Annotated in this window: 19 protein-coding genes and 2 pseudogenes; 12 read left to right on the top strand and 9 right to left on the bottom strand. The window is 50.2% G+C overall.

Features of this window, described 5'->3' with window-relative positions; all coding sequences use genetic code 11:
• The first annotated feature begins 24 nt into the window (after positions 1–24).
• The 12 genes and pseudogenes from yegD to R2E40_RS00865 all read left to right on the top strand — a co-directional run.
• Positions 25–1,404 (top strand): molecular chaperone, encoded by a 1,380-nt coding sequence (yegD, locus tag R2E40_RS00920; protein ID WP_106551506.1) that lies wholly within the window; start codon positions 25–27, stop codon positions 1,402–1,404.
• Positions 1,405–1,557: 153 nt separating this feature from the next.
• Positions 1,558–1,977, top strand: a complete 420-nt coding sequence (locus tag R2E40_RS00915; protein WP_016352339.1) for an META domain-containing protein — start codon at positions 1,558–1,560, stop codon at positions 1,975–1,977.
• Positions 1,978–2,047: 70 nt separating this feature from the next.
• Positions 2,048–2,896 (top strand): HDOD domain-containing protein, encoded by an 849-nt coding sequence (locus R2E40_RS00910; RefSeq protein ID WP_011707806.1) that lies wholly within the window; start codon positions 2,048–2,050, stop codon positions 2,894–2,896.
• Positions 2,897–2,901: 5 nt separating this feature from the next.
• Positions 2,902–4,731, top strand: coding sequence for a maltodextrin glucosidase (malZ, locus tag R2E40_RS00905; RefSeq protein ID WP_211067894.1), 1,830 nt, complete (start codon positions 2,902–2,904; stop codon positions 4,729–4,731).
• 221 nt (positions 4,732–4,952) lie between these two features.
• Complete coding sequence (gene pseB / locus R2E40_RS00900; RefSeq protein ID WP_318164549.1) at positions 4,953–5,957, top strand: UDP-N-acetylglucosamine 4,6-dehydratase (inverting); 1,005 nt, start codon at positions 4,953–4,955, stop codon at positions 5,955–5,957.
• Entirely contained in the window at positions 5,954–7,087 is a 1,134-nt protein-coding gene (pseC, locus tag R2E40_RS00895) for a UDP-4-amino-4,6-dideoxy-N-acetyl-beta-L-altrosamine transaminase (protein ID WP_318164548.1), read from the top strand. The genes pseB and pseC overlap by 4 nt, the downstream gene beginning before the upstream one ends.
• 74 nt (positions 7,088–7,161) lie before the next feature.
• Positions 7,162–8,592: a mannose-1-phosphate guanylyltransferase/mannose-6-phosphate isomerase gene (locus tag R2E40_RS00890; protein ID WP_318164547.1), complete on the top strand. Its 1,431-nt coding sequence runs from the start codon at positions 7,162–7,164 to the stop codon at positions 8,590–8,592.
• Positions 8,586–9,995 carry a phosphomannomutase gene (locus R2E40_RS00885; protein ID WP_318164546.1) on the top strand — a complete coding sequence of 470 codons (1,410 nt, stop codon included), beginning with the start codon at positions 8,586–8,588 and terminating at the stop codon, positions 9,993–9,995. The genes R2E40_RS00890 and R2E40_RS00885 overlap by 7 nt, the downstream gene beginning before the upstream one ends.
• 121 nt (positions 9,996–10,116) lie before the next feature.
• Positions 10,117–10,977 carry a class I SAM-dependent methyltransferase gene (locus R2E40_RS00880; RefSeq protein ID WP_318164545.1) on the top strand — a complete coding sequence of 287 codons (861 nt, stop codon included), beginning with the start codon at positions 10,117–10,119 and terminating at the stop codon, positions 10,975–10,977.
• Between the two features lie 18 nt (positions 10,978–10,995).
• Positions 10,996–11,673, top strand: coding sequence for an acylneuraminate cytidylyltransferase family protein (locus R2E40_RS00875; RefSeq protein ID WP_318164544.1), 678 nt, complete (start codon positions 10,996–10,998; stop codon positions 11,671–11,673).
• Entirely contained in the window at positions 11,673–13,928 is a 2,256-nt protein-coding gene (locus tag R2E40_RS00870; RefSeq protein WP_318164543.1) for an N-acetylneuraminate synthase family protein, read from the top strand. Before R2E40_RS00875 ends, R2E40_RS00870 begins: the two co-directional genes overlap by 1 nt.
• Positions 13,929–14,093: 165 nt before the next feature.
• Positions 14,094–14,600 (top strand): annotated as a pseudogene (locus R2E40_RS00865) (TylF/MycF/NovP-related O-methyltransferase); the annotation flags it as partial.
• Between the two features lie 130 nt (positions 14,601–14,730).
• Here the strand turns inward: R2E40_RS00865 and R2E40_RS22925 are convergent.
• From R2E40_RS22925 to R2E40_RS00820, 9 genes and pseudogenes are all read right to left on the bottom strand, one after another.
• Positions 14,731–14,893: pseudogene (locus R2E40_RS22925) on the bottom strand (DapH/DapD/GlmU-related protein); the annotation flags it as partial.
• Positions 14,894–15,516: 623 nt separating this feature from the next.
• Complete coding sequence (locus R2E40_RS00855; protein ID WP_318164541.1) at positions 15,517–16,569, bottom strand: hypothetical protein; 1,053 nt, start codon at positions 16,567–16,569, stop codon at positions 15,517–15,519.
• A gap of 8 nt (positions 16,570–16,577) precedes the next feature.
• Positions 16,578–17,540 (bottom strand): GDP-L-fucose synthase, encoded by a 963-nt coding sequence (locus R2E40_RS00850; protein WP_318164540.1) that lies wholly within the window; start codon positions 17,538–17,540, stop codon positions 16,578–16,580.
• Between the two features lie 4 nt (positions 17,541–17,544).
• The gene (gene gmd / locus R2E40_RS00845) at positions 17,545–18,669 is read right to left on the bottom strand and encodes a GDP-mannose 4,6-dehydratase (RefSeq protein ID WP_318165525.1); all 1,125 of its coding nucleotides are present in this window, start codon (positions 18,667–18,669) and stop codon (positions 17,545–17,547) included.
• Positions 18,662–19,720, bottom strand: coding sequence for a glycosyltransferase family 2 protein (locus R2E40_RS00840; RefSeq protein ID WP_318164539.1), 1,059 nt, complete (start codon positions 19,718–19,720; stop codon positions 18,662–18,664). Before R2E40_RS00840 ends, gmd begins: the two co-directional genes overlap by 8 nt.
• A 49-nt stretch (positions 19,721–19,769) precedes the next feature.
• Positions 19,770–20,762: a class I SAM-dependent methyltransferase gene (locus tag R2E40_RS00835; protein WP_318164538.1), complete on the bottom strand. Its 993-nt coding sequence runs from the start codon at positions 20,760–20,762 to the stop codon at positions 19,770–19,772.
• A 9-nt stretch (positions 20,763–20,771) separates the two neighbouring features.
• Positions 20,772–21,740, bottom strand: coding sequence for a glycosyltransferase family 2 protein (locus R2E40_RS00830; RefSeq protein WP_318164537.1), 969 nt, complete (start codon positions 21,738–21,740; stop codon positions 20,772–20,774).
• 18 nt (positions 21,741–21,758) lie between these two features.
• Positions 21,759–22,919, bottom strand: a complete 1,161-nt coding sequence (gene glf, locus R2E40_RS00825; protein ID WP_318164536.1) for a UDP-galactopyranose mutase — start codon at positions 22,917–22,919, stop codon at positions 21,759–21,761.
• Complete coding sequence (locus R2E40_RS00820) at positions 22,916–23,899, bottom strand: glycosyltransferase family A protein (protein ID WP_318164535.1); 984 nt, start codon at positions 23,897–23,899, stop codon at positions 22,916–22,918. The genes glf and R2E40_RS00820 overlap by 4 nt, the downstream gene beginning before the upstream one ends.
• Positions 23,900–24,000 lie beyond the last annotated feature (101 nt).

The raw sequence follows: 24,000 nt of genomic DNA, 5'->3' as shown, positions 1-24,000 counted from the left end.
TTTTGCTCAGGAGTCTGGCTGCCCATGTTTATCGGATTTGATTACGGTACCTCCAACTGTGCCGTCGCCGTGATGGAACAAGGCAGCCCCAGGCTGCTGAACCTGAGCGGTGCCCACTACCTTCCCTCCACCCTGCACGCCCCCCACCGGGATGCCATCGCCGGCCTGCTGGCCGAAGGGCTGGCACCCGCCCAGCAGAGCGAGTACCTCAAGCTGCGCGGCCCCGTGGTCACCCGGGCCCAGGCGGTACGCCGCCAGATGCGCGAAGAGGGGCTGATCGACGAGCTCAGCTTTGGCGCCGCGGCGCTGGAGCGCTATCTGGAAGAGCCGGACGACGGCTACTACCTCAAGTCGCCGAAATCCTTCCTCGGCGCCTATGGCCTCAAGGCACCGCAGATCGCCCTGTTCGAAGACATCGTCTGCGCCATGATGCTGCACGTGCGGCGCGAGGCGGAGCAGCAGCTCGGCGCGCCGATCCGCCGGGCCGTGGTCGGCCGCCCGGTCAACTTTCAGGGACTGGCGGGGGAAGAAAGCAACCGTCAGGCCATCGCCATCCTGAGCGAGGCGGCCCGCCTTGCGGGGTTCGAGCAGGTGGAGTTTCTCTATGAACCGGTGGCGGCCGGCTTCGAATTCGAGGCCCGCCTGACCGAGGATGCGGTGGTACTGGTGGTGGACATCGGCGGCGGCACCACCGACTGCTCGGTGCTGCGGATGGGCCCGAGCCACCGCGACCGGCTCGATCGCGACGGCGATCTGCTCGGCCACAGCGGCCAGCGCATCGGCGGCAACGACTTCGACATCCGGCTGACGGTGGAGGGCATGATGCCGCTGCTCGGCATGCACGAGACCCTCAAGACCGGCAAGCCGCTGCCCCACCCGCTGTTCTGGGATGCCGCCGCCATCAACGACGTCAGCGCCCAGAGCCGCTTCTACAGCCTGGATACCGCCCGCCAGCTGCAGGATCTGCAACTCGACAGCCAGCCCGGCAGCAAGCTGGGCCGCCTCGCCAGCCTGCGAGCCCACAAGCTGAGCCACCAGCTGGTGTGGCGTGCCGAGCAGGGCAAGATCGCCCTCTCGACGCAGGAGTCCAATCACCAATCGCTGAGCGAGCTGGAAAAAGGGCTGGCGGCGGAGCTGACCCGCGAACAGCTGGCCAATGCCTCTGCCCTGCTGCTGGAGAAAATTGGCGAGCTGATGGATGAAGCCATCGCCGCCGCCGGCGTGCAGCCGGATCGGGTCTTCATCACCGGCGGCAGCGCCCGCTCCCCGCTGATCCAGGCCTTCATCCGCCAGAAGCTGCCCCAGGTGCCGCTGGAAGGGGGCGATGACTTCGGCTCGGTCGCCTCCGGTCTGGCCCGTTACGCCGAGCGGCTGTTTGGCAGCGGTCAACCCACCCCGATCTGACCCAACTGCAGCCAGGCATGGGGGCTGTGTTGCCATTTAACGACACAGGCCCCACCCACAGGGCGACAGAAGCAGTCGGGGGCACTCCCCCTCGCCCTGCCTGAGGGCCCGCACAGAGGGTATGCTTGTCACTCCCACTACCGGAGCCCTTTCATGCCCAGATTCTTGCTACTGCTGCTCGCCCTGCTTCTGCTCAGCGCCTGCAGCAGTACTCCCCGCTTCGCCTCGCAAGACCTGCAGCACCACCACTGGGTGCTCGACAAGCTGGATGGCCAGCCCGTTGCAGCGCCGCGAGACAACCCGCCCGATTTCGAGATAGGTGAACACTTCACCGTCAACGGCATCGCCGGTTGCAATCGCTACTTCGGGCAGGGCCACCTCGAGGGGAACAAGTTCTGGGTGACCAGTCTGGGCAGCACCGAGATGGCCTGTCTGGCCCCGCTCGATGCCGTGGAGCAGGCGGTGCTGACCACCCTCACCGAAGGGGCCACCCTGGACGGCACCACCCAGACCCTGATCCTGCAGGGCAAACGGCATCGTTTGGAATACACCCTGCGCGACTGGGTGCTCTAGGGCTCACAAACCGGCATCACAAACAGGAACATGTGCCCCGCCTGTGGCACAATATGAGGCAGTGCTCGCAATGGAGGCTGCCTCAGCCATGTCGATGGACCGTCTGTTTGACAAGATCAAACAACTCCCCACTATCCCGCAACTGCTGCATGAGTTGATGCAGAGCTTCAGCGATGAAAATGCCCGCATCGACGAGATTGCGGCCAAGATCGCCATGGACCAGGTGATCAGCGTCAAGGTGCTGCGAATGGCCAACTCGGCCGCCCTGCGCCGCGGCAACGAAGTCACTTCCATCGAACAGGCGGTGATCCGCCTCGGTTTCAACCGGCTACGATCTGTGGTGGTCGCCTCCGGCATCATCGGCAGCTTCAAGGCGCCTCCCAGCTTCGACAAGAACAAGTTCTGGACCGAGACCTTCCAGGTCGCCACCATCGCCAAGACCCTGGCCCAGGAGGCCAAGGTGCTCGATCCCGAGACCGCCTTCACCTGCGCCCTCATCCACAACATCGGCGAGCTGCTGATCCAGAGCACCTTGCCGGAAGAGGCCGAGCTCATCAGTCTGGCGATCCAGAAGGGAAGCAGCCGGGTCGAGGCCCAGCGCGAGATGCTGGGTTACGACTACGCCCAGCTCGGCGCCGAGCTGGCACGGCGCTGGAACCTCTCCGAGGCCTTCGTTGATGCCATCTCCCAGCAGCTGGATCCCCTCTCCCACAACCCGGTCAGCAAGGAGGCGGTGCTGATCCGCCTGGCGGTCTTCATCTCCTTCGCCTGGAACGCCGGGGTGCCGGCCCAGGCCATCATCGCCCGCTTCCCCAAGCCACTGGCCGACCAGCTGGGGCTGGATCCCAAGTCGCTCGCCGGCCAGCTCGAAACCTTGCATGAACAGGGCAACGCCCTCGCCGATCTTCTGACTCAATAAGCATCATGACCCATCCATTTCTGTTTCATCCCCAGGTGGCGCCCTGGTTCAAAGAGAGCGCCGATGCCCTGCAACTGACCCTGTTCAGCGAGCTGGATGCCCCGATCCGCGAGGTGTGGCTGCGCCATGAGCCGGACAACGAGGAGTACCTGATCCCGATGACGGCGGTCTCCACCCGCGACCGGCTGCAGGTATGGCAGGCGACCCTGCCGCTCATCAAGGGGCAGGACATTCACCTCTACTGCTTCAAGTGTCTGACCGATGAGGAGCAGTGGTGGCTGCACGGGGCCGGCGTCAGCGCCGCCATGCCGCCGCGCGAACAACATTTTCGCTTCAACAGCCTACACCAGCCACCGGCCTGGGTGCAGGATCAGGTGTTCTACCAGATCTTCCCCGATCGCTTCTGCAACGGCGACCCGTCGCTCAGCGTCAAGCATCACGAGTACGAGTACCGCGGCAAGGCGGTGATCAGCAAGGCGTGGGGCGAGCCGGTCAGCCGCCACGAAGAGGGCCACGGCGCCTGCGAATTCTACGGTGGCGACCTGGCGGGCATCGATGCCAAGCTGCACTATCTGCAATCCCTCGGGGTAACGGCGCTCTATCTCAACCCCATCTTCGATTCGCCGAGCAACCACAAGTACGACACCCAGGACTACTTCAAGGTGGATGCGCACCTCGGCAGCAACGCCCAGTTTGCCGAGCTGACCCGCAACCTGCACCAGCGCGGCATGAAGATCATCCTGGATGCGGTGGTCAACCACACCTCGACCGAGCACCCCTGGTTCTGCCCGCCGCTCGGCGCCCAGAGCAACCCAGACTCACCGTGGCGCAGCTTCTACACCTTTGACAACGAGGGGGATTACGTCAGCTGGAAAGGCATCCGCAGCCTGCCCAAGCTCGACTTCTCCAGCGAACAGGTGCAGGACGCAGTCTATCGCGCCGACGACGCCATCCTGCGCTACTGGATGCGCGCCCCCTACCAGATCGACGGCTGGCGCTTCGACGTCATCCACATGCTGGGGGAGCGCGGCACAGCCGAAGGCAACCGCGGCCACGTGCGCGCCATTCGCGGCGCGGTGAAGCAAGAGAACCCGGACGCCTATGTTCTCGGCGAGCACTTCTTCGAGGCAAGCCAGTGGCTGCAGGGGGATCAGGAGGACGGCGCCATGAACTACTACGGCTTCGCCCACCCGATCCGCGCCTTCCTGGCGGGGCAGGACATCGCCTACCACCCCATCAAGATCAGCGCCGAAGAGCTGGATCGCTGGCTCAAGCTGGCGCGGGCCCACATTCCGTTCAAAAACCAGCTGGCCCAGTTCAACCTGCTGGACAGCCACGACACCGCTCGCTTCCTCCACCTGCTGGGGGAAGACAAACAGCGGATGCGGCTCGCGGCCACCCTGCTGCTCACCTACATCGGCGTGCCGTCCATCTACTACGGCGATGAAGTGGGGCTCTCTGGCGGCAACGATCCGGACTGCCGCCGCTGCTTCCCGTGGGAGACCACCGCCTGGGATCACGTGCTGCACGACCACTACCGCCGGTTGATCCAGATCCGCCGGCAGCGTCCTGCCCTGCGTCGCGGCGACATCCAGACCCTCTATGCCGGCCCGCACAGCTATGTGTTTGCCCGTACCCTGCAAAGCGATCAGGTGGTGGTGGCCTGCAACCGTCACCCCAGCGAGCCGCGCACCATCAGCCTGCCCCTGTGGCAGACCGCCAGCCCGGCCAGCCGCTTCACCGATGCCTTCAACGGCGACAAATTCGAAGTGGTACAGGGCGAGGTGCAGCTCACCATCCCCGCCAACTCGGCCAGAGTACTGCTCTCCAGCTAGGCGTCAAAAAAGCGGAACCCTGTGTTCCGCTTTTTGTTAAAGCCCCCGAGATCGCATAAAGTTGTTTGAGCTGGGTTGGATTTCTCTATGAATCATCTAGTTAGTTCACTCAGAGTGGAATAAAACTGGCATCATACAAGGCCGCATCAGCCCCTTTTCGGCTAAACTGGCCCAAGGCACATAAATTGCTTGTCACTTGGCATCACTAGCGAGAATCCGTCATGTTCGACAATAAAACCCTATTGATTACCGGCGGCACTGGCTCGTTTGGCAAGATGCTGGTCAAGACAGTGCTGGAACGCTACAAGCCGAAACGGCTGATCATCTACTCCCGCGACGAGCTGAAACAGTTCGAGATGCAGCAGGTCTTCAACGCCCCCTGCATGCGCTATTTCATCGGCGACGTGCGGGATGCCAACCGGCTCACCATGGCGATGCGCGGGGTTGACTATGTGGTGCACGCGGCGGCCCTCAAGCAGGTGCCGGCTGCCGAATACAACCCCATGGAGTGCATCAAGACCAATATCCACGGGGCCGAGAACGTCATCCAGGCCGCCCTGCTCAATCAGGTCAAGAAGGTGATCGCCCTCTCCACCGACAAGGCTGCCAACCCCATCAACCTGTACGGCGCCACCAAGCTGGCCTCCGACAAACTGTTTGTCGCCGCCAACAACATCGCCGGCCAGGATCCAACCCGTTTTGCGGTAGTGCGCTACGGCAACGTGGTGGGATCGCGCGGTTCTGTGGTGCCCTTCTTCCAGAAACGGATCGATCAGGGCGCCACCACCCTGCCCATCACCCACACCGAGATGACCCGCTTCTGGATCACCCTGCAGCAGGGGGTGGACTTCGTGATGAACAACTTCCCGCGCATGAAGGGGGGGGAGATTTTCGTGCCCAAGCTGCCATCGGTACGGATCACCGACCTGGCTACCGCCATGGCCCCTCAGCTGAACCAGGAGATCATCGGCATCCGCCCGGGTGAAAAACTGCATGAAGTGATGTGCCCATGTGACGACTCCTACCACACCTTCGAGTTCGACGACTTCTTCATCATCGGACCAACCATCAACTTCAACAATCGCAACAATGACTTCTCCGTCACCGCCTCAGGTGAAAAGGGAACCATGGTGGCCCAGGGATTCGAGTACAACTCCCGTGACAACGAGGATTTCCTGACGGTTGAGCAGCTGAAAGCATTGAACAGCAAGGTGGCAATGGAATGATCCCGTACGGCAGACAGTCGATCAGCGAAGCGGATATCGCAGCCGTGGTCGAAGTATTGAGGTCCGATTTTCTGACCCAGGGGCCTGTAGTGCCGCGCTTCGAGCAGGCGGTGGCGGATTACTGTGGTGCCCGCTTCGGGGTGGCGGTCAACTCAGGTACGGCTGCCCTGCATATCGCCTGTCTGGCGCTGGGTGTCGGCCCGGGTGACTGGGTCTGGACCTCCCCCATCAGCTTTGTCGCCTCGGCCAACTGCGCTCTCTATTGCGGAGCCCAGGTCGACTTCGTCGACATCGAGCCCGATACCGGCAACATGTGCGCCATGGAGCTGGAGCGCAAACTGGCAACGGCCAAGGCTCAAGGATGCCTGCCCAAGGTGGTCATCCCGGTACACTTCGCGGGCCTGCCCTGCGACATGCAGGAGATCCATCGCCTGGGACAAGAGTACGGTTTTAAGATAATCGAGGATGCCTGTCATGCTCTCGGCGCCCGCTATCAGGGTGAACCCACCGGCAATGGCCGCTACAGCGATATCACCGTCTTCAGCTTCCACCCGGTGAAGATCATCACCACCGGCGAGGGTGGCATGGCGATGACCAATGACCCTGCGCTTGCCAAAACCATGAGCATGCTGCGCAGCCACGGCATCACCCGGGATCCGGAAGACTTCATCAACGAACCGGATGGCCCCTGGTACTACGAGCAGCAGATGCTGGGCTTCAACTACCGGATGACCGACATCCAGGCGGCACTGGGGTTGAGCCAGATGGCGAATCTGGAAGGTTGGATCGCCAAGCGTAGCGAGATCGCTCGTCGTTACTTTGAAGCTTTATCCCCTGAGCGTCTGCCCCGTTATTTTGGCGAAGAGCGGCGCAGCGCCTTCCACCTGTATGTACACCATGTTGTACCCGAACAACGCGATGGCCTGTTCCAGCGACTACGCGATCATGGGATTGGGGCCAACGTGCACTATATGCCAATCTACAAACAACCTTGGCACCAAGAAGGCCACCAGTCAGCCCTACCGATGGCAGAGGCTCACTATTACGGAGCCATCACTCTCCCGCTTTTCCCTCATTTAACGACAGCGGAACAACATCAGGTATTTACATTGGTAACTGCCGATGCGTAGCAGTACATAAAAGAACAAACAGGCTCTGAGTTTGCCTTCAAAAGGTCCAGATAGTCGATATACAGAGAGATAAAATGACGGATACAGCAATCTTGCCAGTTGTGATGGCGGGGGGGTCAGGTAGTCGGCTTTGGCCTCTTTCTCGTGAGTTATATCCAAAGCAGTTCATGCCGCTGTTGGGTGAAGCCTCAATGCTGCTGGATACCATTGGCAGGGTCAAAGAACTTGCCGCTCACCCGTTCACCGTGGTTTGCAATGAGGCCCATCGCTTTATTGTCGCCGAGCAGTTGCGGGAGGCCGGAATTGAGAACCATATTCTGCTGGAGCCTTCAGCACGCAATACAGCCCCGGCTATCGCTGTGGCGGCCCTGCACGGTATGACGATCGCTGATGACCCCGTGTTGTTGGTGCTGGCTGCAGACCACGCAATCAAGGATCCGCACGCCTTCCGACAAGCCATAGAAGCCGCATACCCCTTTGCAGCCAATGGCAAACTGGTGACATTCGGCATCGTCCCCCAAACACCTGAAACCGGTTATGGCTACCTCAGAGCAGGGGAATCTCTTGGGGGGGGCGTTTCTCGCGTCGACGCCTTCATCGAAAAACCGGATCTGGACACGGCAAAACAGTATCTCTCCTCTGGAAAATACCTCTGGAATAGCGGCCTCTTTATGTTCAAAGCCAGCCGCTATCTTGAGGAACTTAAACTTTATCGCCCCGATATCCTGGCCGCGTGTGACAAAGCGTTCAGCACCAGACAACATGATCTCGATTTTATCCGTGTTGGTAGCGCGGCTTTCGAGGAATCGCCCAGTGAGTCGGTAGATTATGCGGTGATGGAAAAAACGCATGATGCCGTCGTCGTTCCTATGGATGCGGGATGGAGCGATGTAGGCTCTTGGTCCACCCTGTGGGAGGTGAACGAGAAAGACGGGCAAGGGAATGTCCTAGAAGGTGACATCTTGGCGCTTGACACAACAGATTGTTATATCAAAAGCAGCTACCGGCTAGTAACCACCATTGGATTGGACAAGCTAGTCATAGTGGAAACCAAGGATGCCATACTCGTTGCCGCGCACGACAAGGTTCAAGAGGTCAAGACACTGACATCACGTCTTAAAAGTATGAATCGCACAGAAACCGAACGTCATCGCGAGGTTTACCGCCCATGGGGCAAATATGATGCTATCGACAGCGGAGAGCGTTTCCACGTCAAACGCATCACCGTCAAGCCTGGTGCCAAGCTTTCTCTGCAACTGCATCACCACAGGGCAGAACACTGGATAGTAGTCTCCGGAACAGCCAGGATGACACTGAATGGTGTCGAGCGCTTTATCACGGAAAATGAGTCCGTCTATATCCCTATTGCAACCATTCACTCGTTGGAAAACCCGGGTAAAGTCGACTTGGTACTTATCGAAGTTCAATCAGGCTCCTATCTGGGGGAAGACGACATTGTAAGGCTGGGGGAGCACTACCACAAAGATGGGAGCGAGCCATGCTAAGTACCAAGACGATTATCCAGCATAGTGGTTTGGGCTTTGGTACCAGCGGTGTCAGAGGGTTAGTCAACCAGTTGACAGCAGAAGTTTGCCAAGCATTTACGCATGCCTTTATTTCTGTCATGCGTGATCGCTACACCTTTAAGCATGTAGCGTTGGGCATAGACAACAGACCCAGCAGTCTCGGCATGGCAGGCGCCTGCGCCGCCACCCTGCAACAACTTGGCATCGAGCCCCTCTTCTATGGGGTACTACCAACACCAGCCTTGGCATTACAAGCCATGCATTGCCGCATTCCTGCCATCATGGTTACCGGTAGTCATATCCCACATGACCGAAATGGTCTCAAGTTCTATAGCCCTGGTGGAGAGATCACCAAAACTGAAGAACGACAGATCCTAGACGCGGACATAGTGTTCTCCAAGAGAATGGTACAACCCACGCTTCTGCCCTCCACAGAGGCAGCAGAACGCTATACAGAGCGTTACTTACATTTTTTCAACGAGAATGCACTGGCACATAAACGGATCGGCATTTACGAACACAGCAGTGCCGGGCGAGATATTTACCCGTCGATTTTCCAAGCATTAGGAGCAACAGTTGTACGACTGGGGCGGAGTGACGACTTTATCCCCATCGATACCGAAGCCTTGAGCACAGAGGATGAACAGATAGCCATCGATTGGACCCTCCAATATGGTCTGGATGCTCTTTTTTCAACCGATGGTGACGGTGACAGGCCCATGCTCGCCGACGAGCAGGGCCATTGGATAAAAGGAGACATATTGGGGCTGCTCTGTTGCCAATACCTAGGCATACAGAGCGTGGCCATGCCACTTAACTGCAATAGTGCCGTTGAGCAATCAGGGATAGCCACACGAGTCATACGCACTCGGATTGGATCTCCTTATGTATTGGAAGCAATGGGGGCCCTCGCAGGCAAAGTAGCCGGTTTTGAAGCAAATGGAGGCTTCATGTTAGGCAGTAGCATTGATCATGAAGGGCGGCATCTTTCGGCCCTCCCCACTCGTGATGCCCTGCTACCAGCATTGGCTGCATTGATCCAGGCAAGAGAAAAAGGGCTTGCTGCCATCTTGGCCACGCTACCAAACCGCTTTACTCATAGCGACCGGATCAAGGTTAATCCGACGGCCTTGATGCAAAAAGCCAGCAATGAGCCCACTTGGCTTCTTCAGTTACTGGGGCTGGCAACAGATGCGTATCTTGATATAGATCTGACTGATGGAATAAGAATCCAGCTTACGGGTAACAATATCTTACACTTGCGAGCTTCTGCCAATGCGCCGGAACTTCGCTGTTATGCAGAGGCTAATACCCAAGCTCAAGCCATAACATTAGTAAATAACAACCTGAAGCTTATTAAACGACTGATCGATATGGAGTAAAAATATATTTCCTCAACAAGTCTTAAGTAATTGGTGACTTCGTTGATGACTTTCTAAACTTTTCGACCATAGCTTCACATTAATTTATATTATCATCAGATTTCAGACAGGGCAAAGGACCATGAATAATATTTTTGACTTTTTGTTAGCTGAAGACCTAATTTCACCAAACAGAAGTATAATTATAAGTCCAACATGCAGAGACCTGAATGTAGCCGTATACAAAGATACATTAACTGGCATAATCTATCTAGACCCCACACATGCCGGTAAAGCAGCTCATTATTACACACAAAAAAACTCGATGGGGTGTGGAAAGTATCGCAATGAAGTAGACCTGCTTGATGCAGAAAGAAGAGCGAAAGTTTTATCCTCTCTGATACCTGGACGTCGCTGGCTAGACTTTGGATGTGGCCCTGGTTACCAGTTACGCAAAGATGCTCATCTTTGTTCTTCTGCGATAGGTATAGAGATAAACGAAGGAGATAGGGATCAACTCCGGCAGGATGGCTTCCATATCGAGTCATCTTTGGAACAAGTTACTAAATTTCAGCCTGAAGTGATTAGTCTCTTTCATGTTTTAGAACATCTGCTGTCCCCTCAACATATATTGGAAGAACTAAAATCGATAGCATCCAAAGGCTGCCAACTAATCATTGAGGTTCCGCACGCCAAGGATTGGTTGTTGTTGAATGGCCCTGAAGAATATCGTCAATTTACTTTCTGGTCAGAGCATCTTGTCTTACATACAAGGGCATCGTTACACCGATTACTTGAAAAAAGTGGTTGGACAGTACAATCGGAAGTAGCTGTACAGCGTTATCCCGTATGGAATCACCTGTATTGGCTGACTGATAAAAAGCCCTCTGGGATGGGCAATACGATAATGGATGAATCGGCACGTATACTGCATGAGGCTTATGGTAATTATAATGCCACAAGAAATTGTACTGACACTTTATTGTTTATTGCTCGTCGTTAAGCTTCAGGAAGAAGATAAATGAAATTCACTGCAATTATCCCTGCAAGGGGAGGCTCAAAAGGTGTCATTGATAAAAACATCAGGCCTATCATGGGGGCGCCACTCATCAGTTGGAGTATCCGTCAAGCCTTGGCTTGTAACCAGATTAGTCGAGTGATTGTTTCTACTGATTCAGTACACATCGCCAATGTCGCCCAGAGTTGGGGAGCTGAAGTACCAGAACTCAGACCCTCTGAGCTTGCTCTAGATCACACTTCAACTGAAGAAGTCATGCTCCATGCCATGGAACATTGGTTAGACGCTGATGATGATGAAGTTGTCGTGCTGCTTCAGCCTACCTCACCTTTACGCATGCCGGAAAGCATAGCCAACGCCATAGATCAGTTCTGCCGCGAACGAGCTGATTCACTCGTATCCGTTTGCGAGAGTCATGCTTTTTTCTGGAAATCTCCTTCTTCACCTAGAGCGCTTTACGATTATGCGAATCGCCCCAGAAGGCAGGATATTCGAGAAGCAGATCGTCAGTATCGTGAAAATGGGTCCATATATCTTACTAAAATCCCCTTGCTAAGAGCGAGGGAAAATCGTCTTGGGGGTAAAATAGCTATGTACTCTATGCAAGAATATGAGTCTTGGGAAATAGACTCTCTAACTGACTTTGCTATTGTAGAAACTCTGATGCGGGAATATCTTTAATGATCATTGATAGAAACGTTACTCGTTATGTTGTTTTCAGCGATGAAACCATAATGCATGCATTACAAAAAATGAGTCTGAACAAGAGTGGTATCGTTTTTGTTTTGACTCAAAATGGTGTTCTCGAAGGAGTCATGACAGATGGTGACTTAAGACGCTGGTTACTAGAGGAAAGTAACTTCGACTTGTCCTTACCAGTTGCCATAGTTAGCAACCATAATTTTACGAGTGCAGACATAGAAAGTCCTCACGAGAGTATTTCCGCTCTATTTTCAAGTCGAATTAAATATCTCCCTCTACTCGATAAACAACATCGCTTGATGGCAGTTGCTACACAACACAACCAGCCAATCCAGATAGATAATTTCGTAATAGCAGAAGAAAGTCCGACCTTTATAATAGCCGAGATTGGCAACAACCATAACGGTGACATTGTATTGGCAAAAAAACTGGTAGACTTGGCTGTTGCAAGTGGGGCCAATTGTGCCAAGTTTCAAATGCGCCATTTAGCTTCCATGTATCGTCAAAATACACCCCAAAAAACGGCTGGAGAAGATCTCGGATCAGAGTATACGCTTCAGTTGCTGGAGCGCTTCCAGCTGACTACTAAGGAACTGATTGAAGTATTCGATTACTGCAAAGAGAAAGGCATTATCCCTCTCTGCACACCTTGGGATGCAACTAGCCTTGATGAATTGGAAAACTATGGCATGCCGGCGTACAAAGTAGCCTCGGCAGACCTGACAAATCATGAATTCCTAGAAAAACTGATCCTTACACGTAAACCACTGATTTGTTCTACTGGGATGTCCAGTGAGCAAGAAATAAAAAATGCTATTGCTCTCTTTCAGAGAAATGGTACCCAATTCATAATTTTACATTGCAACTCGACTTACCCTGCACCCTTCAAAGACATCAATCTAAAATACATAAGTCGCTTACAGGAACTCATTCAAAGTGGCCATGTTGGTTATTCTGGTCATGAACGTGGAACATCGGTCGCTATGGCAGCAGTTAGTTTGGGAGCAAAGATTATTGAAAAACACTTCACTCTGGACAGAAACATGGAAGGCAATGACCATCGAGTCAGTTTGCTGCCAGATGAATTCACTATGATGGTTCAGGGAATTCGTGAAATAGAGCTCGCTATGGGACATCGCAAAGCTAGAGAAGTCACTCAGGGAGAAATGATGAATCGAGAAGTGCTTGGAAAGAGTCTAATATGTACCAGGGATCTAAAAATTGGAGAAATTATCACGTCGAACGCTGTAGATATACGTAGTCCCGGAAAAGGATTACCTCCATATGAAAAAAATAAACTCATAGGTATGGTTGCTCGACGAGATATCGCTGTTGGTGATTTCTTCTATCCATCTGATCTTAATGAAAAGACCACACAGGCTCGTCAATATTCATTCAATCGTCCTTTTGGTATCCCAGTTCGCTACCATGACCTGAAAGATATGCTTGGGAAGACTAATCTAGATTTAGTTGAGTTTCACCTTAGCTACAAGGACCTAGATCTTGATCCTGCAGATTATTTAGCATCTGAAGGCTATGACCTTGATGTAATAGTACATAGTCCTGAGTTATTTTATGGAGACCATATAATGGATCTCTGTTCAGAAGATAAAATATATCGTGAACACTCTCTTAAAGAATTGCAAAGGGTTATTGATAAAACTCGTCAGATAGCCTCTTACTTTCATCGCGCGACTAAACCTCTAATCATCATTAATGCAGGTGGATTCACTTTAGATAGTTTCATGCCACGTTCAGAGCGCGAGGTTAAATATAAGTTAATCGCGGAAGCTATAAAAAAACTTGACAGCCAAGGGGTCGAAATTATTCCTCAGACAATGCCTCCTTATCCATGGCATTTTGGTGGGCAACGCTATCACAATCTATTCATGGAGGCCGACGAGATTTCTGACTTCTGTGAAAAACAGGGGATGAGAGTATGTTTGGATATATCACATTCAAAACTTGCCTGTAACCTGAATAAGGATTCCTTTGCAAGATTTATTCGACAAATAGCTCCATATACGGCTCACTTGCACCTTGTTGATGCTAAGGATGTTGATGGCGAAGGGCTGCAAATCGGTGAGGGAGAGATAGACTTTGACGAGGTCTCTGGATTATTGAAGCAACATGCACCAACAGCATCCTTTATTCCTGAAATATGGCAAGGGCACAAAAATAACGGCGAAGGATTCTGGATAGCACTAGAGAGACTCGAGCAATTTAAGCTTTAATGAGGCGATAGCTATGAAAGCATTTGGCTTTGACACTGAACAGGTATTCACCTATGAAAATGGTTTTTACTTGACTGCTGAACAGAAAAGGCTACAGAAACTGATAGCTCATTATGAGCTGTATAAAATGATCTCAACAATACCGGGCTCCATTCTTTAGGCGTATTCAAAGGTTCATCACTTATCCGTTTTGCCTCTTTCAGGGATATGCTGGAGACTACAAATTCACGTAAAATTCTTGGATTTGACGCTTTTGGACGTTTTCCTCGCCCTGACCATGGGACGGATGCTGATAACCAATTTATCGAAAAATTTGAATCTGTGGCTGGAGAAGGTATTGGAAAAGATGAGCTCAAACAGTTTCTCGATCATAAACGTCTATATAATATCGAGCTGATGGCTGGTGACATATTTAAAACCCTACCTGCTTATCTTAAGGATAATCCACATTTACGTATTGCATTGCTGCATATTGACGTCGATGTTTATAGCCCTAGTAAATTTGCGCTAGACCTTCTGTTCCCTCACATGGTGAGAGGTGGTCTGATTATAATGGACGATTACGGCACTGTTGAGGGAGAAACTAGCGCTGTAGATGAGTTTCTAGCGAAACATAATTTAAATATCCAAAAATTATCTTTTTGTGATATACCATCCTTTATCAAAGTCTGATCACTGTCCTAGTTACTATAGTATGAAAAGAAAAGGCTTGGGTTCTTAATGAGCCCTGCTTTTTCTTGAATCTGCTCATCATCCCAATCCCACCAACATATTCTTTTCAATATTGAAATTTGTTCTTTATTAAAGCGTTGACGAATAACTTTAGCCGGGACTCCCACCACGATGGCATAGTCAGGTACATCACGAGTTACTACAGCACCAGCCCCGACCACAGCACCATCGCCAATTGTCACCCCAGGTAATATAATTGCATTAGCACCAATCCATACATCATTGCCAATCGTAATCTTTTGATTGGAAGACATGTTATACAAATCCAATAGATCGTCATTCTCCCAGATACCAGGAACACCTTCATAACCTAGAATATCATGTTTAGATATATAGAGTAGGGGATGGGATGTAATACAATCGAGAGGGTGATTGAACTCGCCGATTTTAACTGACTCATTAATGGAACAGAAAGCACCAATGCTTTCAAGTAATGAACCTTTGAAACAATGGCGTTCATAGCCGTATGTATACTTTCCAACCTCAACGCCATTGATGCTACGTTTTGAGGTTGTCGATATATCTACATTTTTAAAGACCTGAATGAAGTGCTCCCCCTCCTTTAAGCCAATATCACGCAAATATTGACTTATTTCTATAAAAAACGAACTAACAATTACTATAAAAGCCTCATTAATGGACTGTGAATAACTATCCGGAGTAACAACTTCTTTGCCAAGAAAGCACTCTTTCTCAGGACGTGTAGTCATAAAAAAAGTCACTTGTGAATACAACCAAGAATTTTTATTAATAAAATTCTCTGCCGCAGACCCAGTACCATAGATGATTAAATTTCTACCACGAGATAGTTTTTCTTCAATCATAAGGCGATGTAACATTAGCATAAAGGCTTTCCTTATAGAAAAAAATCTGCCTTCTTATTAACAAAACAATCTAGCTCACCAGACGTTATATTGTATATCTTCTGCCCTCTTCTTTCGGCAAGTCGACGAATATAACCATACTCTAACTTTTGTCGTTCAATAGTTTCTCGCAGTCCATGAAAACCCAATTCCTTATATGCATCGAGTGATATTTTATCATCCACCGAAGTATGTTGGTAAACATGCGGAATAACCTTTCCGGACAATATATCCTCCCTAGTAAAAGCCCACCAAGTATGATCAAATCCAACCAAACAAATCTCTTCATATCCAATATAAAGGGCCAGTAGTATCGCAGGACATAATACATTCTGAGCACAATGCTGCATTTTCGCACTAAAGTCACAACTTATTATCTCATCTGTAGCAAGCCCAGATGACATATCATAGAAATAGAGGTTCTCCATTTCCGCTTTTTGCCTGTCAAAATAATGTAAAGCATCAGCATTGACTACTAATCTGGTATCAGGAAGTTTAGTCGATAACACGTTCATTATTGGCTCTAGTAATAAATCACTTTTCAACCAAAAGAGAGGGTCTGCCAATATCCAGAATTGAGGTAATAATTTAACAATCTCATGGCTTTTATAGGCATGATTAACCGCAATACAGTCAAACTGGGCTAACTTGCTTAAATTTATAGTTTTCAGTGAAGGACCATTGCCAATGATAAAACAACGATCAGTTTTTCGCTTATCTTTAAGTTTCTTATTCTTGTTCAACACATGGCTAGAAATAATACTATCATATGTACTATAATCCATGATGGTGTGTTTAACACCCAACTCACTTAGTTGGCACTGGAGCTCTGTCACATAAGATGACGTAATGATTATCTTACTATCACTTTGCAAATATTCATTTATATTAGTGACCAGATCAATAGTTATACCATTAAACAAGCGACCACTTTTCTTTGGATCATTATCCAAAATAACTTTAGGTACAGTATCACCATAAATACGAACCCATTTATTAAAAAGCTTTTCAGCCAAGCTTGAAGCACCAATCCACACAACACTCATAAAAAACCTTATTCTTTTAAATTAACATTATTAACATACCAGTCCCACGCATTTCGCATGCCTAACTCCAATGTAGTGGTTGCCTGCCAACCCAATTTATTCAATCTTGTTACATCCAGTCTTTTTACAGGAGTACCCTCAAGTTTATTCTCATCAAAACAAAACTCTCCGGTGAAACCACTGATAGATTTAAGAAGCTCTGCCACTTCACGAATAGAGCAATCAATACCAGTTCCAATATTAATATGAGAGCATCTAGGACCAGTCAGTAACTGTAAGTTTTGCTGCGATATAGACATAATATGTAAGCATGCTGCCGCCAAGTCATCGACATACATGAATTCACGACGGGCGTTGCCACTACCCCAGATCTCTACAAATTTATCGCCTTGTTCAATGGCTCGATAGAACTTTCCTATTAAGGCAGGGATAACATGACTGTACTGAGGGTGAAAATTATCATATGGGCCATAGAGATTGGTCGGCATAGCACAGCGATAATCTCTTCCATATTGCCTATTGTAACTTTCACACAGTTTAATACCGGCAATTTTGGCAATAGCATAAGGTTCATTAGTCGGCTCCAGTGGGCCAGTAAGAAGTGCCTCTTCCGAAATGGGTTGTGGGGTTAACTTTGGATAGATGCAACTAGAACCCAGAAATAACAATTTCTGTACATCAGCAAGGTGTGCATTGTGAATCAAATTAGCTTCAATCATCAAGTTTTGGTAGATGAATTCTGCTGGGAAACTTTCGTTTGCAGAAATTCCTCCTACCTTGGCGGCCGCCACATATATTTCGTCTATTTGTTGACGCATCAAAAAACGTTTTACCGTTTGTTGATCTGTCAGATCTAGTTCACCTCGAGTAGCGGTCACCAGTTCAACTGAATCCAGCATCGCAAGTTGCCGACACAAGGCTTGTCCTACCATGCCGAGATGTCCAGCAACAAAGACTCTCTTCTTAGCCATATATTCAGTTCCCCATGGACTCACCAATCTCAAATCCGTGTTTTTTCAACAAGGCATGGCACTGCGCCACTTTCACATCAGCAGCAACCATTTCGGCACACATTTCTCTTACTGTAATACTGGGTTTCCAACCCAGTTTTTCTCGTGCTTTACTCGCATCACCTAACAAAGAATCAACTTCTGCAGGACGGAAATACCTGGGGTCAATACGAAGAACCACATCACCAGGACGGACTGCCGGGGCCAGCTCTTCCTTGGCTGATACCACCACTGCAACTTCTTCAACACCCTTGCCTTCGAAACGTAATTGTATACCAACATCTTCTGCTGCCCAAAGAATGAACTGACGCACAGAATACTGCTCGCCAGTCGCTATCACAAAATCTTCAGGCTTTTCTTGCTGTAATATGAGCCATTGTAGTTGTACATAATCCTTTGCATGACCCCAATCCCGTAGAGAATCAATATTCCCCATGTAGAGACAACTATCCAAACCTTGGGCAATATTGGCCAAGCCTCTGGTAATCTTTCGAGTAACAAAAGTTTCTCCCCTACGGGGAGATTCATGATTGAAAAGAATACCGTTGCATGCATATAAACCATAAGCCTCACGATAGTTCACCGTGATCCAGTATGCATAAAGTTTGGCAACGGCATAAGGAGAGCGTGGATAGAAGGGGGTGGTTTCTCTTTGCGGTATCTCTTGGACCTGGCCAAACAACTCTGACGTCGAAGCTTGATAAAACCGGGTTTTTTTCTCCAATCCCAACAACCGGATAGCCTCTAGTAGGCGCAGTGTGCCCATAGCATCTACATCGGCCGTATATTCAGGAGACTCAAAGCTGACTGCTACGTGAGATTGAGCCCCCAAATTATATACCTCATCTGGTTGAACCTCTTGAATAATACGGGTCAAGTTAGAGGAGTCCGTCAGATCACCATAATGCAGTACAAAATTTTGATGTTCAATATGAGGGTCTTGGTAGATATGGTCTATACGTTGAGTGTTGAACGATGAAGCTCGACGCTTGATCCCATGCACCTGATACCCTTTTTCTAATAGAAGCTCGGCCAAATAGGAGCCATCCTGCCCGGTTACACCAGTGATAAGTGCGACTTTCTTATTCATAAATTTCATGCCACTTGATGATCCGTGCTACAGGAGCCTTGTGTTGTAACTTCAAGACTATTTCATCACCATGCTCTCCCTCTACGGAGTTAAATAAAATATCCACATTGGAGGGGAAATCATGTAAAGACCAGACTTGTCTACCATTAAAGGTACTATCACTCCCCAGAGAGGTAATAAAGAAGTCTGTCACAATACCCGATTTTTCAAGCAGCATGTATATTATGTTAGCCATAATCCCGGTACCAAAGATACCAATACGTCTTCCTTTCAATACTGAAACATCTTGCTCCTTCTCCAAATAGCTATGAAAAAGCCGCTTCAATAACGTCATATTTTTATTTGCCAATGCCAAAGCTACATCTTGTTGGTTTGCCCTTTCCAAATCCAGAAGTTCGTAAATAATCCTGGTTTCCCGATTAATTAGGTTATAGTTTTCAATATTACTGCTCAACCCACCAAGATAGAAATGGGCCACTATCCTGTCAGAAAAATCCCCACGCTTAAAAAGAATGGTCTTCAACATAATATAAGAATCAGCTGCTATATTAAAAGATCGGGGAAAACCACCATATTCCTGCAGCAGGGCTCGTTTCATGAAAAAGCCTTGATGATGAGGATGGCTAAATTCCTGTTCACCATTACGCAATTCATTTCCATGCAAAATCCACTCAGCATTGGTCGCAGGATCCTTTATAATAACTCTAGCAGCCAAATAATCGAGAGAATCGTCTTTTACAAATTTGGTCAAAATATCATAAATAACATCTGAGTCACAGAAATGATCATCTGAGCTAAGATAATAAATAATTTCACCCGTTGCAGCAGCTAATCCTTTGTTGAAAGCATCATAAACACCGTTATCTGCTTCTGACACCACTTTCGCTATATGTGGAAATGTAGACACTAGGGTAAGTGTTTGATCTGAAGATCGGCCATCGATAATAATATGCTCTATCTGGGAAATGGCTGTTTGTTTAGCCACACTACATAAGCATCTTTCGATAGTTGCAGCACTATTATATGTTGCTGTGATGATAGAAACTTTCATTCAATTTTCATCCATTAGACCAATATAAAGTGCATTCTAAAACCAGAGGTCAGCCACGAACACCTGCCGTTTTTCTCAATACACTGATACAATCCATATCCTTGCACTCCCAATCGATGAGTGTTTGCTCCACCACCTCGAAATCATGGTGCTGGGCAATGAAAGCAACATCATCTTTTGAAATCCTACTACGTCCGGCCGGATTCAGATTCCATTGGTCGAATACTCTCATATTATCCACCAATGCACCAAGATTAGAGTGATGCATTACAACATACCCCTGATCTTCCAGTACACGATTGAACTCGCCGAGATAGAAATCCAAGCTTTTATAGGAAAAATGAACCATCGCATCCCAAGAATATATCAGACTTAGAGAGCTGGTTTGCTGAGGTAACTGATCTGTACCATTGCATTGCATACTGATATTTGAATATTTAGCAAAGCGCTGGCGGCAGAACTCTATTGCGTCAAAGCTGGCATCAACCAACTGCAGATACTGACAACGTGTATGCACTATCTCTGCAATACGTCCCTTACCACAGGCAAAATCAAGGACATTGCTATAATCCAACACACCTTCCAGCCGGCTCAATACAGGTTGAATGAATCTATTATATTGGGCTTGGGCTGAATTCTCTGCCAATTTATAGTAGGCATCCCATTCATCATCTGCCGGGGTAGCACTCAGTCTGGTTTGAATCAGGTCTAGCACATCAATTTTCTGCTCAGCTCCGATACCTACAATTCTCGTAGGATCAACGCCCTCACTAACAAGATACTCTGTTATCTCTTCTTCAAATAATTGAGAAGCAATAATAATTTGCTCAGGTTGTTGCCAATCCATCAAATCCGGTGGTAGAGAAATGAGTTGTTGCTGTTTTCCCAAGGACTTAAATTTTCTATCGACCAGCCAAGCCACATGACAAAAAGGAACTGCAGCCAACTGACGAAGGAAATATTCGCCAATTTCTCCAGCACCATAGATAGCAATGTTTGCTCCCTTGATGACGCGCTCGAAGGGAAACAGTATGAGATTCATGAGTCAACCCTATTTATTGTAGTTCAATACGGATGGTATATTGTACAGCCAGGTCACGGGGCGAAACCCAAACAGATCATTTTTCTTATTCACATGCCCATTCAACGCACAAAGCCTGGCCCAACGTTCAGATATCACGCCAAAATCATCCGGCCAGTCAGCTCTGATACTGCTGCTGAGTTTTTCTAGCCATAAATAAATGCGTTCTAACTCTGTGTCACTTAAATCACTTCGCAGATCACAGCACCATTCATGTGCCTCAATATCTATGTCCACAACGCCGAGTGTTTGCATGTATTTGGTCATTATCTGCCGATACAGGATCATTTGACGCGCACGTTTTATTTTTGAAACTTGAGCATCATGAACTCTGTAATGGACCAATACTTCCGGAATGTTGGCAAATTTAACTCCACGACAAAGCGCCATTCTGGACCAGAGCTCAGTATCCTCAACATCTTCATAATGTTTGTCATATGAAAATTTCTGAAACAACTCGATTTTGCCCATGATTGAGCTATGGCTGAACCCAGATGAACGAAACAACAGCATGAATTTAATAAATGTATCTTCACGGCGGTGATGCCAGATCTCGCTGCGAACCCCGAAAAGCTGCACCCAGCTTCCAACAATGTCTATCTCTGGATGAGCGTTGAGAAAAGCCAACTGACAAGAGAAACGATGAGGCTCACAAATATCATCGCCATCCATGCGGGCCAACCATCTGCCCTGGGCTAATGCCACCCCTTCGTTAAGAGAATCTACAATTCCGCTATTTTCCCGGGAAATAATCTTGATCCGTTGATCATGACAAGCTATACGCCGAACAATTGCAGGTGTCTCATCACTGCAACCGTCATCGATCACCAGCACTTCAAAGTCTGTGAAAGTTTGAGCCTGGATACTAGCAAGAGCTTCTTCGATATATTCTGCACAGTTATAGACTGGCATTAATACAGATAACAGTGGTTTGGTCACGGCATGTCCATCCAAGGTTCAAAGAGTTGTCGTTTGCTTGGAAAAATGATTCAACGCATTGTTCACCGCATCATCCATATCGAAATAGCGATATTCGGCAAGGCGGCCCAAGGCGATCAACTGCGGAAAGCGGGTCAACTCATCACGGCACGCTTGATAATGCTGTTTGGCCGTATCGGTAAATAGCGGGTAGTAAGGCTCCAACCCCAGCTCTGGCTGATAGTCACAGGGATATTCATAAACGATGCTGGTACCGGGATGTACCTGCCCGCTGAAATGCTTGAACTCGGTGATCCGCGTGAAGGCTTCTTCATTCGGATAATTGACGGTGGTAACCGGTTGAAATTGTTCCTGCGCCAGATGGCGATGCTCAAAACGCAGTGAGCGGTATGGTAGGTAATTCTCCTCTGCCGGCAGCAGATGATCCAGCATCCCGGTATAGATCAAGGGGCCGTCAAACGGCACGCCATCCAGCAGCACCCGCTTCTGCTGCCAATCCAGCCTGACATGCTGTGCCATGGGGGTCGACAGCCTCACGTCAATCAGCGGATGCGCAAGCATGCGCTCAAACATGGCGGTATAGCCTGCAGCCGGCACCGCCTGCCAGGGGTCGGTGAAGTAGCGGTCATCCCGACTGACCACCACGGGTACCCGCGCCGTCACCTCAGGGGATATCTGCTCGGGCGGAACCCCCCACTGTTTGCTGGTGTAGTTGACGAAAGCCTTCTGATAGATGAAATCCGCCAGTTCACCCAGCAGGGGATCCTGCTCCTTGCGCAGTTCGAGAATCGGCACTCTGGCGCCATCCCCGAACCGGGTGCGCAGGGCCTCAATCATGGCGCCAGCCTTGTCGGCGGGGAAGCAGCGTTCGATGCTGGTGAGGTTGAACGGGATAGGCACCAGCTGCCCATCGATGCGTGACAGCACCCGGTGCTCGTAAGGCAACCACTCGGTAAACTGCGACAGGTAATCCCACACCACCTTGCTGTCGGTATGGAAGAGGTGCGGCCCATAGCGATGGATCAGCACGCCGTGCTCGTCATACTCGTCGAAGCAGTTGCCACCGATGTGATCGCGCTGTTCCAGCACCAGCACCTTCCAGCCAAGCTGGCTGGCCATTCGTTCAGCCATGACGGCACCGGAAAGCCCGGCGCCAATGACGATTGCCTGATAGCTCACGCCGCTTCTCCAAACAGTTGTTGCACGACCCGGGCGGGATGGGCACGCTGCGCCCACGCCAGTTGATGCCGCTCGTCGAAAAACCAGCCTGGCGCCAGCTCCGCAACCTCTGCCGCCGACTGTTCGATGAGCTGAGTAAAGCGGGCGACATCATCCTGCCGCAAAAAATAGAGCGCGGCAGAGTAGTAGTGATGGGCACGACCCTGGGCAATGATCACCGGGTCAGCGCCAAACGCAGCCGCATTGTCACAGGCGCGCAGCAGATCGCGCAGCGACTGTTCACGGCGTTCTGCCGACTTGCGGGTCTGCCCGCCGAAGCTCTGGGTATGGTAGCGATAACGCCCCAGCAGCTCGGGGATGAAATCCAGGGTACCCGGGTTGCGGGAGAGATTCAGGATGTGCCAGGGATAATCGAGAATGATCTTGCACCCTTCATCGATGGCATCGGCCATGCCGTCATAGCGGCGGAACATGATGGAGCTGGCATTGACGAAGACCCCGAAGCGGATCAGCGCCTCCCGCGTCATCACGGGTTCGAGGTAAGGGGCATTGTAATAATCGCGGGTGAAGAGCTTGATGCGCGCATCGGTCTCATCATCAAACATCTCCGCCTCGTGATAGCAAAGCGTGCAGCCTGGGTGCGTGTCCAGATAGTCGGCCTGACGCTGCAGCTTGCCCGGCAAGGCGAGGTCGTCGCCATCCACATAGGCAAGGTAGGCCCCTTTTGCTTCGCCAAGCAGCCGCTTCTGGGTTCTGGCCAGCCCCATGTTCCGTTCGTTTTGCAGGGCCCGCAGGGCCGGCCACTGCCGTGCCAGTCGCTGCATGATGGACCAGGAGTCATCACTCGAGCCGTCATCGATGGCGATCACCTCGAACTCGAAATCCGTCTGCTGCTCGAGCAGGCTGAGCAGGCAGGGTTCGATGAAGCGCGCCAGGTTGTAGACGGGCACCAATACGCTGACTTTCATAGGGAAATCCAAGGGAAAATGAATAGAAAAGAAGCGGATGGGAGAAAATGGGCAAGGCTACCGCACGGTCCCTGTCAACCCTTCTCCCTCTCTGTCAGGTTTTACTGCAAGAG

The organism is Aeromonas sp. CD (genome assembly GCF_033349375.1).
In the GTDB taxonomy this organism is placed as follows: domain Bacteria; phylum Pseudomonadota; class Gammaproteobacteria; order Enterobacterales; family Aeromonadaceae; genus Aeromonas; species Aeromonas hydrophila.
The sequence above is the reverse complement of the archived record's forward strand: the minus strand, read 5'-3'. Positions and strand labels throughout refer to the sequence as shown.

Excerpts from the sequence above, each read along its gene's own strand:
- R2E40_RS00915 (WP_016352339.1), top strand. The coding sequence starts at position 1,558 with ATGCCCAGATTCTTGCTACTGCTGCTCGCCCTGCTTCTGCTCAGCGCC.
- R2E40_RS00910 (WP_011707806.1), top strand. The coding sequence starts at position 2,048 with ATGGAGGCTGCCTCAGCCATGTCGATGGACCGTCTGTTTGACAAGATC.
- R2E40_RS00835 (WP_318164538.1), bottom strand. The coding sequence starts at position 20,762 with ATGAATCTCATACTGTTTCCCTTCGAGCGCGTCATCAAGGGAGCAAAC.
- pseC (WP_318164548.1), top strand. The coding sequence starts at position 5,954 with ATGATCCCGTACGGCAGACAGTCGATCAGCGAAGCGGATATCGCAGCC.
- R2E40_RS00880 (WP_318164545.1), top strand. The coding sequence starts at position 10,117 with ATGAATAATATTTTTGACTTTTTGTTAGCTGAAGACCTAATTTCACCA.
- R2E40_RS00875 (WP_318164544.1), top strand. The coding sequence starts at position 10,996 with ATGAAATTCACTGCAATTATCCCTGCAAGGGGAGGCTCAAAAGGTGTC.
- R2E40_RS00840 (WP_318164539.1), bottom strand. The coding sequence starts at position 19,720 with ATGAAAGTTTCTATCATCACAGCAACATATAATAGTGCTGCAACTATC.
- gmd (WP_318165525.1), bottom strand. The coding sequence starts at position 18,669 with ATGAATAAGAAAGTCGCACTTATCACTGGTGTAACCGGGCAGGATGGC.
- R2E40_RS00870 (WP_318164543.1), top strand. The coding sequence starts at position 11,673 with ATGATCATTGATAGAAACGTTACTCGTTATGTTGTTTTCAGCGATGAA.
- R2E40_RS00885 (WP_318164546.1), top strand. The coding sequence starts at position 8,586 with ATGCTAAGTACCAAGACGATTATCCAGCATAGTGGTTTGGGCTTTGGT.
- pseB (WP_318164549.1), top strand. The coding sequence starts at position 4,953 with ATGTTCGACAATAAAACCCTATTGATTACCGGCGGCACTGGCTCGTTT.
- malZ (WP_211067894.1), top strand. The coding sequence starts at position 2,902 with ATGACCCATCCATTTCTGTTTCATCCCCAGGTGGCGCCCTGGTTCAAA.
- R2E40_RS00890 (WP_318164547.1), top strand. The coding sequence starts at position 7,162 with ATGACGGATACAGCAATCTTGCCAGTTGTGATGGCGGGGGGGTCAGGT.
- yegD (WP_106551506.1), top strand. The coding sequence starts at position 25 with ATGTTTATCGGATTTGATTACGGTACCTCCAACTGTGCCGTCGCCGTG.
- R2E40_RS00855 (WP_318164541.1), bottom strand. The coding sequence starts at position 16,569 with ATGAGTGTTGTGTGGATTGGTGCTTCAAGCTTGGCTGAAAAGCTTTTT.
- R2E40_RS00850 (WP_318164540.1), bottom strand. The coding sequence starts at position 17,540 with ATGGCTAAGAAGAGAGTCTTTGTTGCTGGACATCTCGGCATGGTAGGA.